Source organism: Paraburkholderia sp. 22099 (assembly GCF_052045835.1).
In the GTDB taxonomy this organism is placed as follows: Bacteria; Pseudomonadota; Gammaproteobacteria; order Burkholderiales; family Burkholderiaceae; genus Paraburkholderia; species Paraburkholderia terricola.
On the sequence record NZ_JBQEPU010000011.1, the window covers coordinates 164,234 to 180,232 of the forward strand.

Annotated in this window: 16 protein-coding genes; 7 read left to right on the forward strand and 9 right to left on the reverse strand. The window is 66.4% G+C overall.

Annotated features, from left to right (window positions below; genetic code table 11):
• Positions 1–213: 213 nt before the first annotated feature.
• Positions 214–927, reverse strand: a complete 714-nt coding sequence (locus ACTJLC_RS13400) for an ArsR/SmtB family transcription factor (RefSeq protein ID WP_073427207.1) — start codon at positions 925–927, stop codon at positions 214–216.
• Positions 928–1,120: 193 nt separating this feature from the next.
• Here ACTJLC_RS13400 and ACTJLC_RS13405 point away from each other — a divergent pair, with 193 nt between their 5' ends.
• Complete coding sequence (locus ACTJLC_RS13405; RefSeq protein WP_167363264.1) at positions 1,121–1,258, forward strand: hypothetical protein; 138 nt, start codon at positions 1,121–1,123, stop codon at positions 1,256–1,258.
• Here ACTJLC_RS13405 and ACTJLC_RS13410 read toward each other — a convergent pair.
• Entirely contained in the window at positions 1,242–1,481 is a 240-nt protein-coding gene (locus tag ACTJLC_RS13410; RefSeq protein ID WP_143031900.1) for a hypothetical protein, read from the reverse strand. The two genes, ACTJLC_RS13405 and ACTJLC_RS13410, sit on opposite strands and share 17 nt — an antisense overlap.
• Between ACTJLC_RS13410 and ACTJLC_RS13415 the strand changes: the two genes are divergently transcribed.
• The 3 genes from ACTJLC_RS13415 (at position 1,387) to ACTJLC_RS13425 (ending at position 4,464) form a co-directional block, all read left to right on the forward strand.
• Positions 1,387–2,718, forward strand: a complete 1,332-nt coding sequence (locus ACTJLC_RS13415; RefSeq protein ID WP_235004794.1) for an MFS transporter — start codon at positions 1,387–1,389, stop codon at positions 2,716–2,718. The genes ACTJLC_RS13410 and ACTJLC_RS13415 overlap by 95 nt on opposite strands.
• A complete protein-coding gene (locus ACTJLC_RS13420; RefSeq protein WP_073427210.1) occupies positions 2,718–3,788 on the forward strand; it encodes a GlxA family transcriptional regulator in 1,071 nt (356 codons plus the stop codon). Before ACTJLC_RS13415 ends, ACTJLC_RS13420 begins: the two co-directional genes overlap by 1 nt.
• Positions 3,789–3,957: 169 nt before the next feature.
• Positions 3,958–4,464: an acyl-CoA thioesterase gene (locus tag ACTJLC_RS13425; RefSeq protein ID WP_073427211.1), complete on the forward strand. Its 507-nt coding sequence runs from the start codon at positions 3,958–3,960 to the stop codon at positions 4,462–4,464.
• 181 nt (positions 4,465–4,645) lie between these two features.
• On the opposite strand, the gene fumC is transcribed toward ACTJLC_RS13425, so the two are convergent.
• The 4 genes from fumC to ACTJLC_RS13445 form a co-directional block, all read right to left on the reverse strand.
• Positions 4,646–6,046, reverse strand: a complete 1,401-nt coding sequence (gene fumC, locus ACTJLC_RS13430; protein ID WP_073427213.1) for a class II fumarate hydratase — start codon at positions 6,044–6,046, stop codon at positions 4,646–4,648.
• A gap of 16 nt (positions 6,047–6,062) precedes the next feature.
• Complete coding sequence (locus ACTJLC_RS13435) at positions 6,063–7,727, reverse strand: phospholipase D family protein (RefSeq protein ID WP_073427214.1); 1,665 nt, start codon at positions 7,725–7,727, stop codon at positions 6,063–6,065.
• Between the two features lie 302 nt (positions 7,728–8,029).
• Positions 8,030–9,457 carry an MATE family efflux transporter gene (locus ACTJLC_RS13440; RefSeq protein WP_073427215.1) on the reverse strand — a complete coding sequence of 476 codons (1,428 nt, stop codon included), beginning with the start codon at positions 9,455–9,457 and terminating at the stop codon, positions 8,030–8,032.
• A gap of 324 nt (positions 9,458–9,781) precedes the next feature.
• Complete coding sequence (locus ACTJLC_RS13445) at positions 9,782–10,000, reverse strand: RNA-binding S4 domain-containing protein (RefSeq protein ID WP_011489423.1); 219 nt, start codon at positions 9,998–10,000, stop codon at positions 9,782–9,784.
• A gap of 307 nt (positions 10,001–10,307) precedes the next feature.
• On the opposite strand from ACTJLC_RS13445, the gene ACTJLC_RS13450 reads away from it, so the two are divergent.
• The 3 genes from ACTJLC_RS13450 to ACTJLC_RS13460 all read left to right on the forward strand — a co-directional run bounded on the left by ACTJLC_RS13450 (position 10,308) and on the right by ACTJLC_RS13460 (position 13,625).
• Positions 10,308–10,763 carry a hypothetical protein gene (locus ACTJLC_RS13450; protein WP_073427216.1) on the forward strand — a complete coding sequence of 152 codons (456 nt, stop codon included), beginning with the start codon at positions 10,308–10,310 and terminating at the stop codon, positions 10,761–10,763.
• 165 nt (positions 10,764–10,928) lie between these two features.
• Complete coding sequence (locus tag ACTJLC_RS13455; protein WP_073427217.1) at positions 10,929–11,192, forward strand: hypothetical protein; 264 nt, start codon at positions 10,929–10,931, stop codon at positions 11,190–11,192.
• A 255-nt stretch (positions 11,193–11,447) separates the two neighbouring features.
• Positions 11,448–13,625, forward strand: a complete 2,178-nt coding sequence (locus tag ACTJLC_RS13460; RefSeq protein WP_440844216.1) for an ATP-dependent helicase — start codon at positions 11,448–11,450, stop codon at positions 13,623–13,625.
• Positions 13,626–13,647: 22 nt separating this feature from the next.
• On the opposite strand, the gene ACTJLC_RS13465 is transcribed toward ACTJLC_RS13460, so the two are convergent.
• The 3 genes from ACTJLC_RS13465 to ACTJLC_RS13475 all read right to left on the reverse strand — a co-directional run bounded on the left by ACTJLC_RS13465 (position 13,648) and on the right by ACTJLC_RS13475 (position 15,855).
• Positions 13,648–14,409: a DUF4088 family protein gene (locus ACTJLC_RS13465; protein ID WP_073427218.1), complete on the reverse strand. Its 762-nt coding sequence runs from the start codon at positions 14,407–14,409 to the stop codon at positions 13,648–13,650.
• A gap of 301 nt (positions 14,410–14,710) precedes the next feature.
• A complete protein-coding gene (locus ACTJLC_RS13470; protein ID WP_073427219.1) occupies positions 14,711–15,034 on the reverse strand; it encodes an AzlD domain-containing protein in 324 nt (107 codons plus the stop codon).
• On the reverse strand, positions 15,031–15,855 hold the full coding sequence (locus ACTJLC_RS13475; RefSeq protein ID WP_090518685.1) for an AzlC family ABC transporter permease: 825 nt from the start codon (positions 15,853–15,855) through the stop codon (positions 15,031–15,033). Before ACTJLC_RS13475 ends, ACTJLC_RS13470 begins: the two co-directional genes overlap by 4 nt.
• Positions 15,856–15,999 lie beyond the last annotated feature (144 nt).

Below are 15,999 nucleotides of genomic sequence, written 5' to 3' on the forward strand. Positions count from 1 at the left end.
CTCTCTCCGACGGATGGTGCATGTGCAGCAACCGTGAACCCACTGTACCCGCAGCGTTTGTTTCAAGGCCCCCACTTTTGTAAGGCCGCCTCACCAGCGTGTAACAAAAGGTCTCGCCCAAGCCGGAGAAGGCTTCCGGGAAGGTCTTTCGTAAGCCGATTGCGGATTTTCTGTAATCGGAGCACTCGATTAGCCGTGTTTTTCAGCCGTGATTCAAGCGGCCAGAAACGCATCGAAATGCCGATGCCCGGCGGGCGTGACGCGCAGGATTCGGGGGCGCTCCGTGCGTTCGACCCAGCCGTGCGCGGACCATGAATCCAGCAGGGCCGCGCCGAGCGCGCCGCCCAGATGCGGACGCCGCTCGCTCCAGTCGGGACAGGTGCAGGCAAAGCGCCGCCGCCGGCTCTTCTGCGCGGACAGGTCGATGCCCCAGTCGGCGAAACGAACGGCGCCTTCAGGCGTGGCTTCGAGCGACGTGCCGTGCAGCGTCAGCAGACCTCGCTCGACAAGTCGCGCGAACACCCGCACCGACAGCTCGCCGGCCATGTGGTCGTAACAGGTACGGGCGTAGCGCATGTCGAGCGGCACGGTGCGCGCCGCGCGCGGCACGGGCCGCTGCGGCGCGCTGGCTTGTGCGACGTTGGCGAGCGCTTCGATCGACGCGGCGATGTCAGCCGAGGCGATGCGGAAATAGCGATGCCGGCCGCGCACCTCGAGGGCGAGCAAGCCGCCGTCGGTCAGACGCGCGAGGTGCGCGCTGGCCGCCGACGGCGAGAGCCCGGCGATCATCGTCAGTTCGCCGGCTGGCCGGGCGCTGCCGTCCATCAACGCCCATAGCATCGCGGCACGGCCGGGGTCGGCGAGCAATGCGCCGATTCGGCTCAGCCCCGGAAAATGGTTCTGTTGGTCTGCAAGCGTAGCGGTCATTCGGGTATCTCCGTTGGCGGCGCGGATGGGGCGTCATGCGGTCACTGTATCGGGCCGCGGCATTCGATGTTTCAGCTTAGCGTGAACGATGGAGTGCGGCAGCTACGCAAACGCGTTTCGAACGCGCGGCTTCGGCGTCACGCGAAATCGCCAGGCTAGAATCGAAACCCTGTCCTTGCAGGAACACGCTGTCATGAAAACTCTTTTCGCCGTTGCCGCCGCGGTCATGCTGTTGAGTGCTTGCGCGCATGGCGGCGCCGATTCGGGCGCGGGCACCGGCAGCATCACGATGTACGGCACGATCGACGAAGGAATCACCTTCCGCAAATAAAGACCGGCGCTTTTCCAGGCGGACGAACCAAACCGGCTGGCAGAGAATGATGCATCATTGTCATTTCTGCCACCGCCGCTCGTGTGACGATCAGGGCATCGCCATTTTCGCCGCCAGAGGTCTCGCCGATGCCGCCGTCCGCCACTTCGTCAGCTTTCTCCACTTCAGCCGCTTCAGCCACTTTCGCCATCGCGCCGACGGCCACTCCCCCTGCGGTCACCACCGCCGCCGCCACCGCCGAAACAGACGTTCACCGCCCCGACCCGCACGGCCGGCGCGCTGCCCGCGTGCTGGCCGTCTGCCAGGCGCTTTACACGTCGTCGGTATCGATCGATCTGACCTTGACCGGTCTGGTGGGCTACACGCTCGCCGACGACAAGGCGCTCGCCACGCTGCCGTTCTCGCTGATCACGGTCGCCGCCGCGCTTACGACGATCTTCGCGTCGTTCCTGATGGCGCGCGTGGGCCGGCGCGCGGGCTTCATGCTCGGCGCGGGCGTCGGTGCGCTGGGCGGCGCGGTCTCCGTGTGGGCGATCTTTCACCACAGTTTCTGGGCCTTTTGCGCCGGAACGGCGACGGTCGGCGTGTTCCAGGCGTTCGCGCAGTACTACCGGCTCGCGGCGGCGGACGCCGTGGGCATGGACGGCAAAAGCCGCGCGATTTCGACGGTGCTCACGGGCGGCGTGGTGGCGGCCGTGTGCGGGCCGCTGCTCGCCGCGTGGAGCAAGGACTGGCTCACGCCGGTCGCGTTCGCCGGTTCCTACGTGCTGGTGACGGGCTTCGGTCTCGTGTCGATTGCGTTGCTGGCGCTGCTCTATCGCGACGCCGCGCCGTTCGCGCGCGTCACCGCCACCCACGCAGCGGCGCGGCCGCTCGGCGACATCGTGCGGCAGCCGATCTTTGCCGCGGCGCTCGCCAACAATGCGCTCGGCTACGCCGTGATGATGTTCGTGATGACCGCGACGCCGATCGCCGCGGTCGCGTGCGGCCATACGATCGGCGACGGCGCGGCGATCATCCAATGGCACCTGGTCGGCATGTACGCGCCGTCGCTCTTTTCCGCGCGCCTGATCGGGCGCTTCGGCGTGCTGCCGGTGATCGGCGCCGGCATCGGCCTGTCCGCGTTGTGCGGCGTGTTCGCGTTGCGTTCGACCGATCTGCCGCATTTCTACGCGGCGCTCGCGTGCCTTGGCGTGGGCTGGAACTTCATGTTCGTCGGCGGTTCGACGCTGCTCGCGCAATCGTACCGGCCGTCGGAACGGGCCAAAACGCAGGCCACCAGCGAATTCACGACCTTCGCGTTTTCCGCGCTCGGTTCCCTGTTCGCCGGCCAATTGCTGACGCGCTTCGGCTGGGCGACGATCAATGCCGCGATCTTTCCGCTGCTCGGGATCGCGGCGCTGGCCACGCTGGCCTACGCGTGGTCGAGAAAGCAGGCAGCGGCGGAGGTGGTGTCGTGATGGCTGTCCGTCACATCGTTTTCGCGGTCGCTCCGGAACTCGTGCTGCTCGACGCTTGCGGGCCGCTCGAGGCGTTCTGGCGCGCGGAGCTGGCTGCGGCGGCTACCGCCGCGGCTGCGGACTCCGGCGTCAAACCGGCCCACCCGGTGGCCTACCGCACGACGGTCGCGTCGATCGAAGGCGGCGTGCTGCAAACCTTTCCCGGCTTGCCGGTCGTCACCGAACGGCTCGACTCGCTCGACGACCAGCCGATCGACACGCTCATCGTCCCCGGCGTGCCGATCGATGAACAGGGCACGCTGCAACCCGAACTCGTCGCGTGGATCGGGCGTCACGCGACGCGGGCGCGGCGCGTGTGCTCGGTGTGCACCGGCGCGTTCTATCTGGCGGCGGCGGGCTTGCTCGACGGCCGCCGCGCGACCACGCACTGGCGCAGCGCGGCGCAACTCGCACGCAGCTTTCCCAAGGTGCAGGTGGATGCCGATCCGATCTTCATCCGCGATGCGGGGCATCGTGAAGGCGAGGGCGTCGTATGGACGTCGGCGGGCGTGACGGCGGGCATCGACCTGGCGCTCGCGCTGATCGACGAAGACCTCGGCCACGCGGTGGCGATGCAGGCCGCGCGCCGCCTGGTCGTCTTCATGAAGCGGCCTGGCGGACAGTCGCAGTTCAGCGCGGCGCTGACGGCGCAGGCCTCGGCGCATGGACCGTTCGAGGCGTTGCACGGCTGGATGGCGGCGCATTTACGCGACGACCTGTCGGTCGAACGGCTCGCCGAGCGCGCCCGGATGACACCGCGGACCTTCGCGCGACGCTACGTCGACGAGGTCGGCCGCACGCCGGCCAAAACCGTCTCCGCGCTGCGGCTCGAAGCGGCCGCGCGGGCGTTGGCGGAATCGCGCCGGCCGCTCAAGCGGATCGCGCTGGATTGCGGCTTCGGCAGTGAACAGAACTTGCGGCGCGCGTTCGTGCGGCGCTTCGGCGTGCTGCCGCTCGATTATCGGCAGCGCTTCATGTCGGCGGTCGCGCCGCAGCGCGCGGCGGCGTCCGAGGAAGCGAGGGCGGGCTGAGCCGCGATTCGGGCGCGACGCAACCGAGTCATTACCCGAAGCCCCATGCGCGAGCGCGTCCTCGCCCCGGCAAAAATTCCGCGCATCCGGCTCACCCAACCCGCGACGCTGTCAATATTGCGCTCGTATAATCGCCTCCTTTCAATGCATCCGATTGACCGGAGTCAAGATGAGCAGCCATCTCGTAGCGCCGCTGGACCGTTCCGAAACCACTTTCCGCTTTCTCGCCGAGCCGAGCTCCGTCAACTTCGGCGGCAAGGTGCACGGCGGCGCGTTGATGAAGTGGATCGACGAGACCGCCTACGCGTGCTCGGCGGTCTGGTCGGGGCGCTATTGCGTGACGGTCAGCGTGGGCAATATCCGCTTTCGCCGGCCGATCCTGGTCGGCAACCTGGTCGAACTGCGCGCGCGGGTCGTGGCGACGGGCCGCACCAGCATGCATATTCACGTGTCGGTGCAGGCGGGCGACCCGAAGGGCGGTGAGCTGCTGCAAACCACGGATTGTCTGGTCGTGATGGTGGCCGTCAACGAAAACGGCCACCCGGTGCCGGTGCCGGCGTTCGTGCCGGAGACGGATGAACAGAAGCGCCTCGCCAAATACGCGATGGACGTGAAGGAAGCGCTCGATGCGATCGTCGAGCTGAAGCCCGAAGAAGTGGCGCAGGGCAAGGTTTAAGCGGCGCTCGCTTTTGGCGTGGCGCACGGGGCGCTGGCGGCGGGGCCAAGCGCTGAGGCCAACTGCAAGCGCCGACCGTTGGGGCGGACCGCTGAGACCAACCGCCAACCGCAACCGCAACCGCAACCGCAACCGCAACCGCAACCGCAACCGCAACCGCAACCGCCGCCCCCCAGCATCCTCAACTCGCCGAATGCCCCACCATGTCGTGCGGCCGCACCCATTCGTCGAACTGCTGCTCGGTGACGTAGCCGAGCGCCAGTGCCGACGCCTTCAGCGTGGTGCCTTCCTTGTGCGCCTTTTTCGCGATCTGCGCGGCCTTGTCGTAGCCGATGTGCGGATTGAGCGCCGTCACCAGCATCAGCGATTCGTTGAGCAACGTGTCGATACGCTCGCGGTTCGGCTCGATACCCACCGCGCAGTTGTCGTTGAAACTGAGCGCGCCGTCGGCGAGCAGGCGGATCGATTGCAGCACGTTGTGCGCGATCATCGGCCGAAACACGTTCAACTCGAAGTTGCCGCTCGCGCCGCCGATATTCACCGCGACATCGTTGCCGAATACCTGTGCGCAGAGCATCGTCAACGCTTCCGATTGAGTGGGATTGACCTTGCCCGGCATGATCGAGCTACCCGGCTCGTTCTCTGGAATCGACAGTTCGCCGAGGCCGCAGCGCGGGCCGCTCGCGAGCCAGCGAACGTCGTTGGCGATCTTGTTCAGGCTTGCCGCCACGGTTTTCAACGCGCCGTGCGCGAACACCAGCGCGTCGGCCGCGGCCATCACTTCGAATTTGTTCGCGGCCGAAATGAAGGGCACGCCGGTCAGCCTGGCGATCGCGGCGGCGACCTGGGTGGCGAATTGCGGATGCGCGTTCAAACCGGTGCCGACCGCCGTGCCGCCCTGGGCGAGTTCATACAGATGCGGCAGCGCCGCTTCCACATGACGGATGCCTTGGTCCAGTTGCGCGACGTAACCCGAAAACTCCTGGCCGAGCGTGAGCGGCGTGGCGTCCTGCAAGTGCGTGCGGCCGATCTTGACGATGTCGGCGAAGGCTTTCGCCTTGCCGTCGAGCGTATCGCGCAGCGTCTTCAGCGCGGGCAGCAGATGCTTGACGATCCCATACGCGGCGGCCACGTGCATCGCCGTCGGAAACACGTCGTTCGACGACTGGCCGCGATTCACGTCGTCGTTCGGATGCACCTTGCGCGCTTCGCCGCGCTCGCCGCCGAGCAGTTCGCTCGCGCGGTTCGCGATCACCTCGTTGAGGTTCATGTTGGTCTGCGTGCCGGAGCCGGTTTGCCACACCGCGAGCGGAAATTCGTCGGGATGCTTGCCGTCGATGATCTCGTCGGCCGCCTGCATGATCGCCTTCGCCTTGCTTTCGTCGAGCACGCCGAGACCCAGGTTGACCTCGGCGGCGGCGCGCTTGATCACGGCCAGCGCGGTGATCAGTTCGGGCGACTGCTTCTCGGTGGAAATGCGGAAATTCTGCAGCGAGCGCTGGGTCTGCGCACCCCATAGACGAGCGTTCGGCACGCCGATCTCACCGAACGTGTCGCGCTCCATTCGAACATCTTCACTCATGGTTCAACTCCGCTTTTCAAAGTTCTGCGTTGACGGGCAATAGGGAGAATAGCCCGGTTAGCGCATTCCGGTATAACCCGGCCTCGGGGTCGAAAATGTAGGTGCGGCGCGCGCCTTTTTCGACGTCGGTCCACACGAGCGGCGAGGACGGCGCGCCGATCGAGCGCAGATGGGCGACTTGCGCGTCGTCCGCGAGCGTCACGCGATAGCTCACTTCGGGCTTCGTGGTGAGATCGAAGATATGCGCGACCTGTGCGGCGAGCGGCGGGCTATGGATCACCAGCGCCAGCTCGGTGTTCAGGTTGGCCGAGCGCGGATCGAGATTCATCGAGCCGATCACCAGGATCTGGCGGTCGATTACATAGGCTTTCGCGTGCAGGCTCGCGCGCGATTGCGAGCCGGCGAAGCCTGCCGGCGGCCCGTCTTGCTGCTGCGGCTTGAACTCGTACAACTCGGCGCCCTGTTTCAGCAGCGGCACGCGAAACGGACTGTAGCCCGCCTGCACGGCGACGGCGTCGGTCGCGGCGAGCGAATTGGTCAGGATCGCCACGCGCACGTCGCGCCGCGTCAACTGGCCGACCGCCTTGACGCCCGCCTCGTGCGGCACGAAGTAGGGCGACACGACGAGGAGATCCTTCCGCGCGTCGCGCATCAATTCGCCCAGCCGCTTGAACGGCGGACTGACGTAGTCCGGCGACGGATGTTCGATTTTCTCGGGCACGTCCACCTTGAATTCGGCGCGCGCCCAGGTCAAACCGAGTTGCTGCGTGGCGATCTGCGAAGCGAGCGGCGTGGCGTTCAGCGGCTTCGCGTTATACGGGTCGGCGTTGGTGCGCCAGTGTTGGCGCAACTCGTCGCGCGTCTCGTCCAGTTTCTTCGCCTCGAACTTCTGCTTGTTCAGCACGCGCAGCGGATACGCCATGCTGCTGTTCCAGTAGTCGTCGAAACTGGCGGAGATGTCGGCGGTGATCGGGCCGGCGGCCAGCACGTCGAGATCGCGAAACTGCAGCGTATCGCTGGCGCTGAAGTATTCGTCGCCGAGATTGCGGCCGCCGACGATCGCCAACTGGTTGTCCGCGATCATCGCCTTGTTGTGCATGCGCCGCGTGAAATGACCGATCTGCGTGAACACGTTCGTCGTGCGCTGGACCAGATTTTCCCGCGCGCTGCCGAACGGATTGAATACGCGGATCTCGATCTTGTCGTGCGAATTCAAGCCGGCCATCAAACGGTCGATGTCCTTGAAGTTCAGATCGTCGACCAGCATGCGCACGCGCACGCCGTGATCGGCCGCGTAAAGCGCGGCGCCGAGCAACAGCTTGCCGGTGGTGTCCTCGTTGGCGATGTAGTACTGCATGTCGAGGGTTTTGGTCGCGGCGCGCGCGAGCGCGATGCGCATCTGCAACGCGTCGGTGCCGCTCGACAACACCCGGAAGCCGGACTGATCCCGGTGCGCGGCTTCGAGCGGCGCGAGGGCGGTGCGAAGCGGGGTGGCGTCGCTCGCGGGCAGCGCGTGCGTGACCGGACGGTCGAACGCGGTGGCGGGCGGTTTGTCGGCGCAGGCGCTCAGCAAGGCGGTCGCGCAGGCCAGCAGGAAGAGATGTCTGACGGTGCTGAACGCGCGCTTGTCTCGCTGGGTAGCCCGCTGTGTAACCTCTTGTTGATCTTGATGCCGCGGCACGCTTTATCTCCCTTGTTTTCTGGCTCTAATCGGCAGCGCGGGCGGTCAGCTCACGCTGTCGAGAAATCCATTCTAAGGGGAATCAGGCTGACGGGTTTTTGTCCTTCCATATGGCTGCGGGGTGCGCCCAATGGCCCTGGACCGCGGATGGAATGGTCTGTTGAACAGGCAACGGCCAACGAGACCCACGACGATTCGCAGGTGCTCATTGGCCTGACATGATGCCGACGGCGGTCGTTGCCGCCACATAAAGACGTGCGATTAGCGGTGCCGCGAATACCCCGGTGAACCGCAGGCTACGTTTAGCGATCCGGCGCTCGCGCCGACCCGCCAGCCGGCACGTCGGGCGCCGCCGGCACGCGCCGCAAGCTCAGCTTATGAAAGCGCAGGGTCATCAGTAGCGCGACGCTCGCGAGGCCCGCCGCGAGCCCCCACCACAAGCCGCGCGCGCCGAGGCCGAAGTGAAACGCCAGCGTGTAGCCGGTCGGAAAGCCGATCACCCAGTAGCCGAACGCCGCGGCGATCATCGGCACGCGGGTGTCCTTCAAGCCGCGCAGGCAACCCGAGCCGACCGTCTGCATGCCGTCGACGATCTGGAAAATCGCGGCCACGCCGAGCAGCGAACTCGCGAGCGCAACGGTGGCCGCGTTGCCCGGGTCGTCGAGATGCAGATAGAGGCCGACGATCCAGTGCGGCGCGGCGATCAGCACGATGCCCGACAGCGTCATGAAGCCGACGCCCAGCGCCAGCGCGACGAAGCCCGCATGCCGCGCGGCGAGCGGCTGCCCGGCGCCCGACCAGAAGCCGACCCGCACGTTGGCCGCCTGGCCGATCGCGAGCGGCACCATGAAGGCCACCGAGGCCACGTTCAGCGCGATCTGATGCGCGGCCAGTTGCGATTCGCCGAGCAGCCCGACCATCAGACCGGTGGCGAGAAACAGCGTCGACTCGACACCGTAGGTGATCGCGACCGGCCAGCCGATGCCGAACAGTTCGCCCATCAACGGCACGTTGGGCCGCGTCGCCACCACGAAATGCCGGTAGCGCGGCCGCAAATGCAGCAGCGCCATCAACACCAGTGCGCTCAGCCAGACGGTGATCGAGGTGGCGGCCGCCGAGCCGAGAAAACCGAGGCGCGGCAGACCATACGCGCCGTGGATCAGGCCGTAATTCAGAAAGCCGTTCACCCCCACGCTCACGATCGACACCCACAGAAGCCGCTTCGCCGCGCCGATCGCCGGCAGGAACGAGCGCATCAAGCCGACGCCGATCAGACTGCCGAGCGCGCCCCAGCGCAGCACGGCCGCGTATTCGCCGACGTTGCGCGCGAGCAGCGGCGGCTCGCCGAAGGCCAGCAGGATCGGCGTGGCGAACGACAGCAGGAAGAAGGCCGGCACCGAGAGCAGCACGGACAGCACGAAGCCGGTCCAGTAGATATGCGGAACGCGCCCCTCGTCCTGCGCGCCGCGCGCGTGCGACACGCTCACGCTGACCGAGGTCAGCACGCCCTGCAACAGCGTCACCACGACGAAGAACAGGTTGGCGCCGAGGCCGCCGGCGGCGAGCGCATCGGGGCCGAGCGAGCCGAGCAGGATCGTGTCGGTCACGGCCATCGCCATTTGCGAAAGCTGCGCGATGGCAAGCGGCGCGGCAAGCCGGGCGGTGTCGGCGGCGTGGCGGGTCAAGGTCGGGGGCCGGGCGGCCACCCTCGTAAAGCCGGATTCAGTCATGGAGCGCCTGGCGGCGGAAATGGTGACAGCAGCGGTTGGCAGCGGGCGGCAGCGCGGCCGCGGACGCAAGTCGCACGAGCGCGGCGGCGCTGACGGGCGAGATGCGGCGAGATGCGGCGAGATGCGGCGGCGGCCCGGCCTGATTCCGGCGAGGCTTGCCGTGCCTTGCGGTCCTTCGGCGAGCGCGTAGGGCGGCTGTCAGCCCAATGGTTTGTCTGTGGGAAACCGACAGCTTATTGCGATGCCGTCACGATGTCGATGGATAAGGCACGATTTTGGTGCGCGCATTCCTCCGAGTTCGCGGAGTGCGCGTCCGACCGCTTGTCACGCCTCGTGGACCGCGATTCGCGTATCGCCGAGCAGCACCACCTGGCCCGCGCGAATTTTGCAGGTCTTGCGCGTTTCGACGCGGCCGTCGACGGTGACCGCGCCGTCCGCCACCATCATTTTCGCGGAGCCGCCGCTGTCCGCGAGGCCCGTTATCTTCAGCAGATTGTGCAATTCGACATAGTCGCCGGTCAGCGTGAAATCGAGATTGGGCATGGCGTTTGCGCCTTCAGACAAAGGGTTCGCATCATAAGCCACAAGCTTGCCCTGGATGAAACACAGCGTGTAGCGAAGACCTCGCGCAAGCAAATGCAAGCAGTTGTTAGGTTTATGTCGGAAAGTGAAACCTTGCGTAACACCGGTCGTGTATCGCGGACTTCACTCGTAAAGTGGGGTCCCGTAGCAAAGCCTGCTGGATTTTCCGGCAGCAGTAGACCGGGCGAGAACCGGCAGCGGCTCCAGCCTTGCGGCCGCCGCGCTCGATACGACGCCCGCGTCACAACAATCTTAGAGAGGATTAGCCATGACCAAGATTCGCACCCTCCTGATCGGTACCGCCCTCACGGCTTTTGCCGCCACTGCCGCTGTCGCGCAGACCGCGCAACCGTCCGCCGGTGTGAGCGGCCAGGCACAAGTTCAGACCCAAGGGGCCGATCTCGCGCCCGCGGCGCCGGCCGCGCAAGGCGTGCAACCGGTAACACCCGCGCCGACGGTGCTGACCGCGCCGGGTTCGACCGACCCGCTGGTCCAGAAGCGCGACGCCAATGCCAAGGCCAATGCCGAATACCGGGCGTCGAAGAAGGCGTCCAAGGCGGAGTTGAAGGAAGAGCAGAAGGCCGCCAAGTCGCAATACAAGGAACACGTGCGCGACGCCAAGATCAACCAGAAGGCGGACAAGCAGGCCGCCAGCAACGAGATGAAGATGAACATGCAGGGCCAGTCGGTCGAGCAGACCGATGGGGCCGACGTGAAGCACTAAGCCGGAGGCGGCAGGCGTGCCGGCTGATTGGGCCGGCACGCTGGCCGCAACCAGGCGCGCTTGAAAGGGTGCGGACCGGATGCTTCGCCCAGCTTGCCGCGTGACGATCTGTCCGATTCGAAGCGCGCTGGCTCGTCCCGCATCGTATTAAAACGGAGGTATCGCATGAGCATCAATCAGTCCACCAGGAACCAGCTTTGTGCCGCCCTGATCGCGGCTTGCCTGTCGTCAGTGGCGTTCGCGCAGGCGAGCGATCCGGCCGCCGCGCCCGTGACCCACGCCGACAAGAAGGCGGCCAAGGAACAGGCGAAGGCCGACAAGAAGTCGTCGGTCGCGCAAGCCAAGGCGGACAAAAAGAAGACCGAGGCTCAGGCCGACGCGGATAAGGAAAACGCCGAGGCCAAGCTGAAGGATGCGAAGAAGCAGTAGGGTTCGGCTGCGCGCGGGCGTCGACACACGTTCTGCCGTGCACGAAAAAGTGGCCTGATGCGCGGATGCGCTTCGGGCCATTTTTTCGGGCGGTCGTTTCGTGCTCGCTGGTCGTGAACGGCGTATTCGAGGGAGCGGCGCAGCGTTGAACGGCGCAAGGCTCGTGCCGCAAAAAAGGGTCGCTTGTCTGCAGTGGTTGTATGGATATACAGTGTGCGTCGCCGCACCAAATCCAATCCAACGCCAAACGCCATTTTGCCCTCCGTCGCCGAATCTCCGCCGCCGTTCGATACCGCCGCCTGGCTCGCCAAGCTCAACGACGCGCAACGCGAAGCCGTCGAATACGGCGCCGACACACCCACCGTGCCGCCGGGCGCGCTGCTGGTGATCGCGGGCGCCGGTTCCGGCAAGACCAATACGCTGGCGCACCGCGTCGCCAATCTGGTGGTGAAGGGCGCCGATCCGCGCCGCATCCTTCTGCTGACGTTTTCGCGCCGCGCCGCACTCGAAATGACCCGCCGCGTCACGCGCATCGCGGGCGCGGCGCTGGGCACGCGGGCCGCATTGGCGCAAGGGCTCACATGGTCGGGTACGTTCCATAGCGTCGGCGCGCGTCTCTTGCGCGAATACGCGGATCTGATCGGCCTTGCGCCCGCCTTCACGATCAACGACCGCGAGGATTCCGCCGACCTGATGAACCTCGTGCGCCATGAACTCGGTTTGTCGGCGAAAGAGCGGCGCTTTCCGGCCAAGAGCACCTGTTTCGCCATTTACTCGCGCGTCGTGAACACCGGCGCGTCGCTTGGTCGGGTGCTCGACAAGGCGTTTCCCTGGTGCCGCGAATGGGAAGCCGATCTGCGCATGCTGTTCGCGGCTTACGTCGAAGCGAAGCAGAAGCAGAGCGTGCTCGATTACGACGACCTGCTGCTTTACTGGTCGCACATGGCCGCCGAGCCGGCGATCGCCGCCGATCTGTCGGCGCGCTTCGATCACGTGCTGGTCGACGAGTACCAGGACACCAACCGCCTGCAGGCGTCGATTCTGCTCGCGTTGAAACCGGACGGCCGCGGCCTGACCGTGGTCGGCGACGACGCGCAGTCCATCTATTCGTTTCGCGGCGCGACCGTGCGCAATATTCTCGACTTTCCGGCGCATTTCGATCCGCCCGCGAGGCAGGTCACGCTGGAGCGCAACTACCGCTCGACTGGGCCGATCCTGGCGGCGTCGAATGCGGTGATCGAACTCGCCAGCGAGCGCTACACGAAGAATCTGTGGACCGACAAGGCGTCGGCGCAGCGCCCGCGTCTCGTCACGGTGGCCGACGAAGCCGATCAGGCCCGCTATGTCGTCGAGCAGGTGCTCGAAGCGCGCGAGCAGGGCATGAAACTCAAGTCGCAGGCGGTGCTGTTTCGCGCCGCGCATCACAGTGCCGCGCTGGAGATCGAACTGACCCGCCGCAACATTCCGTTCGTGAAATTCGGCGGGCTGAAGTTTCTCGATTCCGTACACGTGAAGGACGTGCTGGCCGTGCTGCGCTGGGCGGAGAATCCGCGCGACCGCGTCGCCGGTTTTCGCGTCATGCAGTTGCTGCCGGGCGTGGGGCCGGCCACCGCGGCGAGGGTGCTCGACGAAGTCGCCGCGCGCGCCGGCAATGGTGAGCCGGCCGGCGATGCGTCCGGCAGTGCGTCCGACCGCGCGACCAACAGCGCGACCAACAGCGCGGCCGGCGCGTTGGCCGCGTTCGCGCCGCCCGCTCGCGCGCAGGAAGACTGGCATCCGTTCGTCAAGCTCATGTCGAGCGTGTATGGGCGGCAAACGCCGTGGCCCGCCGAGTTCGAAATGGTGCGGCGCTGGTACGAGCCGCATCTGGAGCGCAATCATGAAGACGCGGCGATCCGCCACGCCGACCTGTTGCAGATGGAAAGCATCGCGGGCACCTACCCGTCGCGCGAACGCTTTCTGACCGAACTGACGCTCGATCCGCCCGACGCCACCAGCGACGAATCCGGCGTGCCGCTGATCGACGAGGACTACCTGATCCTCTCCACGATCCATTCGGCGAAGGGCCAGGAGTGGCGCAACGTGTTCGTGCTGAACGGCGTCGATGGCTGCATGCCGTCCGATCTCGCCACCGGCAGCGAAGAGGACATCGACGAGGAGCGGCGTCTGTTATACGTAGCGATGACGCGTGCGAAGGAAGACCTGCACATCGTCGTGCCGCAGCGCTTTTACGTGCACAACCAGACGCATCTGGGCGACCGTCACGTGTGGGCGTCGCGCACGCGCTTCATCCCCGCGCATCTCTTGCCGTTGTTCGACGCGTATGCGTGGCCGCGCGTGCCGGTACCGGCCGCGCCCACGGCGGCGGGGCTGGCCGCCGCGGCGCAGGCGAAGATCGAGATTGGGGCGAAGCTCAGGAAGATGTGGGATTGAGCCCCAAGCGACGGTCTCAGGATTACCGCGACTGCCGCTGCTGCTGTTGCGGACGCGGCGGCACGAAGAAATTGCGCAGCCATGCGGCCATGCGCGAGAACACGTCGTACGGCTCTTCGACGAAAATCTCCGGCTTCAGCAGGCGCAGATACTCCATGATCTGCTGCGCTTCCTGCTTCTGGAACGAGCCGTGCGAAATGCCCAGGCGCAGCAGCCCGCGCAACTCGCCGAGCTTCTCGCGCGCGGTGCTGCCCACGCCGGTTTCGCACGCCACCTTGGCTTCGTAGACGCGCTGGCGCAGCGACTCCGCCAGCCGCCAGGCCGGCGTCTGCATGATTTCCTCGAGCGCCTGAATGTCCTGCACCGCGCTCTTGATCTGCGCGGCGAGCGGATCGACCAGCACCGCGTCGCCTTCCGCTTCCTTGACGATCGCCGCCGCCCAGTCGCGACATTGCTTGGCGAGCTCTTCCGGCGTCCATTCCGAGCGCGCCGCGAAGCCGAAACCGAATTCGCCCGCCTGCCGCATCAGAATCGCGACCACATCGGGGAATTCCTTGTCGAGCGTGCGCTTCGCCCACGCGTATTGACCGCCTTGCAACATCCGTTGAACCGCGTGTTCGGTCAACGGCACCATGTTGTCGAGCAGCTTGGCGCGCAAAAAATCTTCGAACGACGGCGTTGCGAACTGCGGATCGAGCTTTAGCGAGACGCGCAGAAAAGCGTCGAAATCCTTGCGCAGCGTCGCAATGGTCTCGTCCTTGAGCGTGAGGGTGATTTGACCCATGTGATATCCCGTTTGGTCCTGCCGCGCGGCCTCGTCGTGTCGTTCGGCCGCGTGCGGACCCGGTGAGACGCGACGCCGGATGCCGGCGCGGTTGATTCCTGCCTGTTGCCGCGTAACCAGCGGGACCTGTATCCCGACGAGCGGACCTCGACTGCATATCGGCGGATTCGACGGAAACTTGAGGGCGTGCCGGCGATGGCGCCGGCTTTGAAGCGATGCGTCGCCCGGCATGCGCGCGTGCCGCACGGCCCGCAGCGCCGGTACGGCGCGCGGTCGGCGTATGCGGCTCACGGTTCGCGGCTTATTTGAGCACGACACATTGCCAGATAAAAAAGACCGTCAGGCCGGCCGCGATGGTCAGCAGCGGACGGCGCGTCAGCGCGCTGACGGCGACGGCGGCCAGCGCGCCGACCAGTTGTGGATTGCGCCAGCTTAGTTCGGCGCTCGCGCCGTGCGGCGAAACCGCCATCGGCACGATGATCGCGGTCAGCACGGTCACCGGCACGAAGCCGAGTGCGATGCGCACGAGCGGCGGGAACACCAGCCGGTCGCCGAGAACGAAGACGGCGGCGCGAATCACCCACGTGATGACCGCCATGCCGAGAATCAGGACGACATAGCTCATTGCGACGCTCCCGCCGTTTTCCGGGCGTTGTTTCGCGCGTGTTCCTGGGTCGTTTTCCGGCTACGTCGCGAGTTCGGCCGCGAGAGCGACAGCAGCACGCCGACCGCGACGCCCGCGAACACGGCGGCGAGCAGGCCGAGCTTGTACGGCCACGCCTGCCAGAAAAACGCCAGCATGCCCGCGGTGACGGCCGCCGCGATGTAGCGCAGCGCGACGAGTTGCGGCACGACGATCGCGATGAAGGTGGCGACCATCGCGAAATCGAGCCCGAGCGACTGCAAACCGGGGAAGGCCGCGCCGAACAACAGGCCCGCGACGGTCCAGAGCTGCCAGTTCAGGTACATCGCCAGGCCCGCGCCGAAGAAGTAGTGCGGGCCGACCGTGCCGGGCGCCCTGTGCCGGTAATGCTCCCACGCGACGGCGAAGACTTCGTCGGTGAGCAGCGCGCCGAGCACCCAGCGCCAGCGAGCCGGCAGATGCGCGACGTGCGGCGCGAGCGTCGCGCTGTACAGCACGTGACGCAGATTGACGACGAGCGTCGTCGCCCAGATCACCGCGAAGCTCGCGTGGCCGGCGATCAGGCCGAGCGCGATGAACTGCGCGGAGCCGGCGAACACGGCGAGCGACATCAACTGACCGTGCCAGGGATGCAGCGGCCCCGATGCGACGAGCGTGCCGAAGATGACGCCGAAGGGCGCCGCGCCGACCATCATCGGGATGATGTCGCGTGCGCCGGCGGTGAAGTCTTTTCGATGGCCTGGGTGGGTGGGCCGGCTTGGGGTGGGATGGGTCAATCGTTGCCTCCTTGGTTCGGGAAGCATAGCGGGCGGTGGTGGACGAGGCTTGTACGTTCTTGCGGCGGGGGAGGGGGCGGCGGCGGCGGGGACTGGGGCGGGGGCGAGGGTGAGGGTGAGGGCGAGGGCGAGGGTGAGGGCGAGGTCGAAGCCGCGGGTGAAAAGAATATT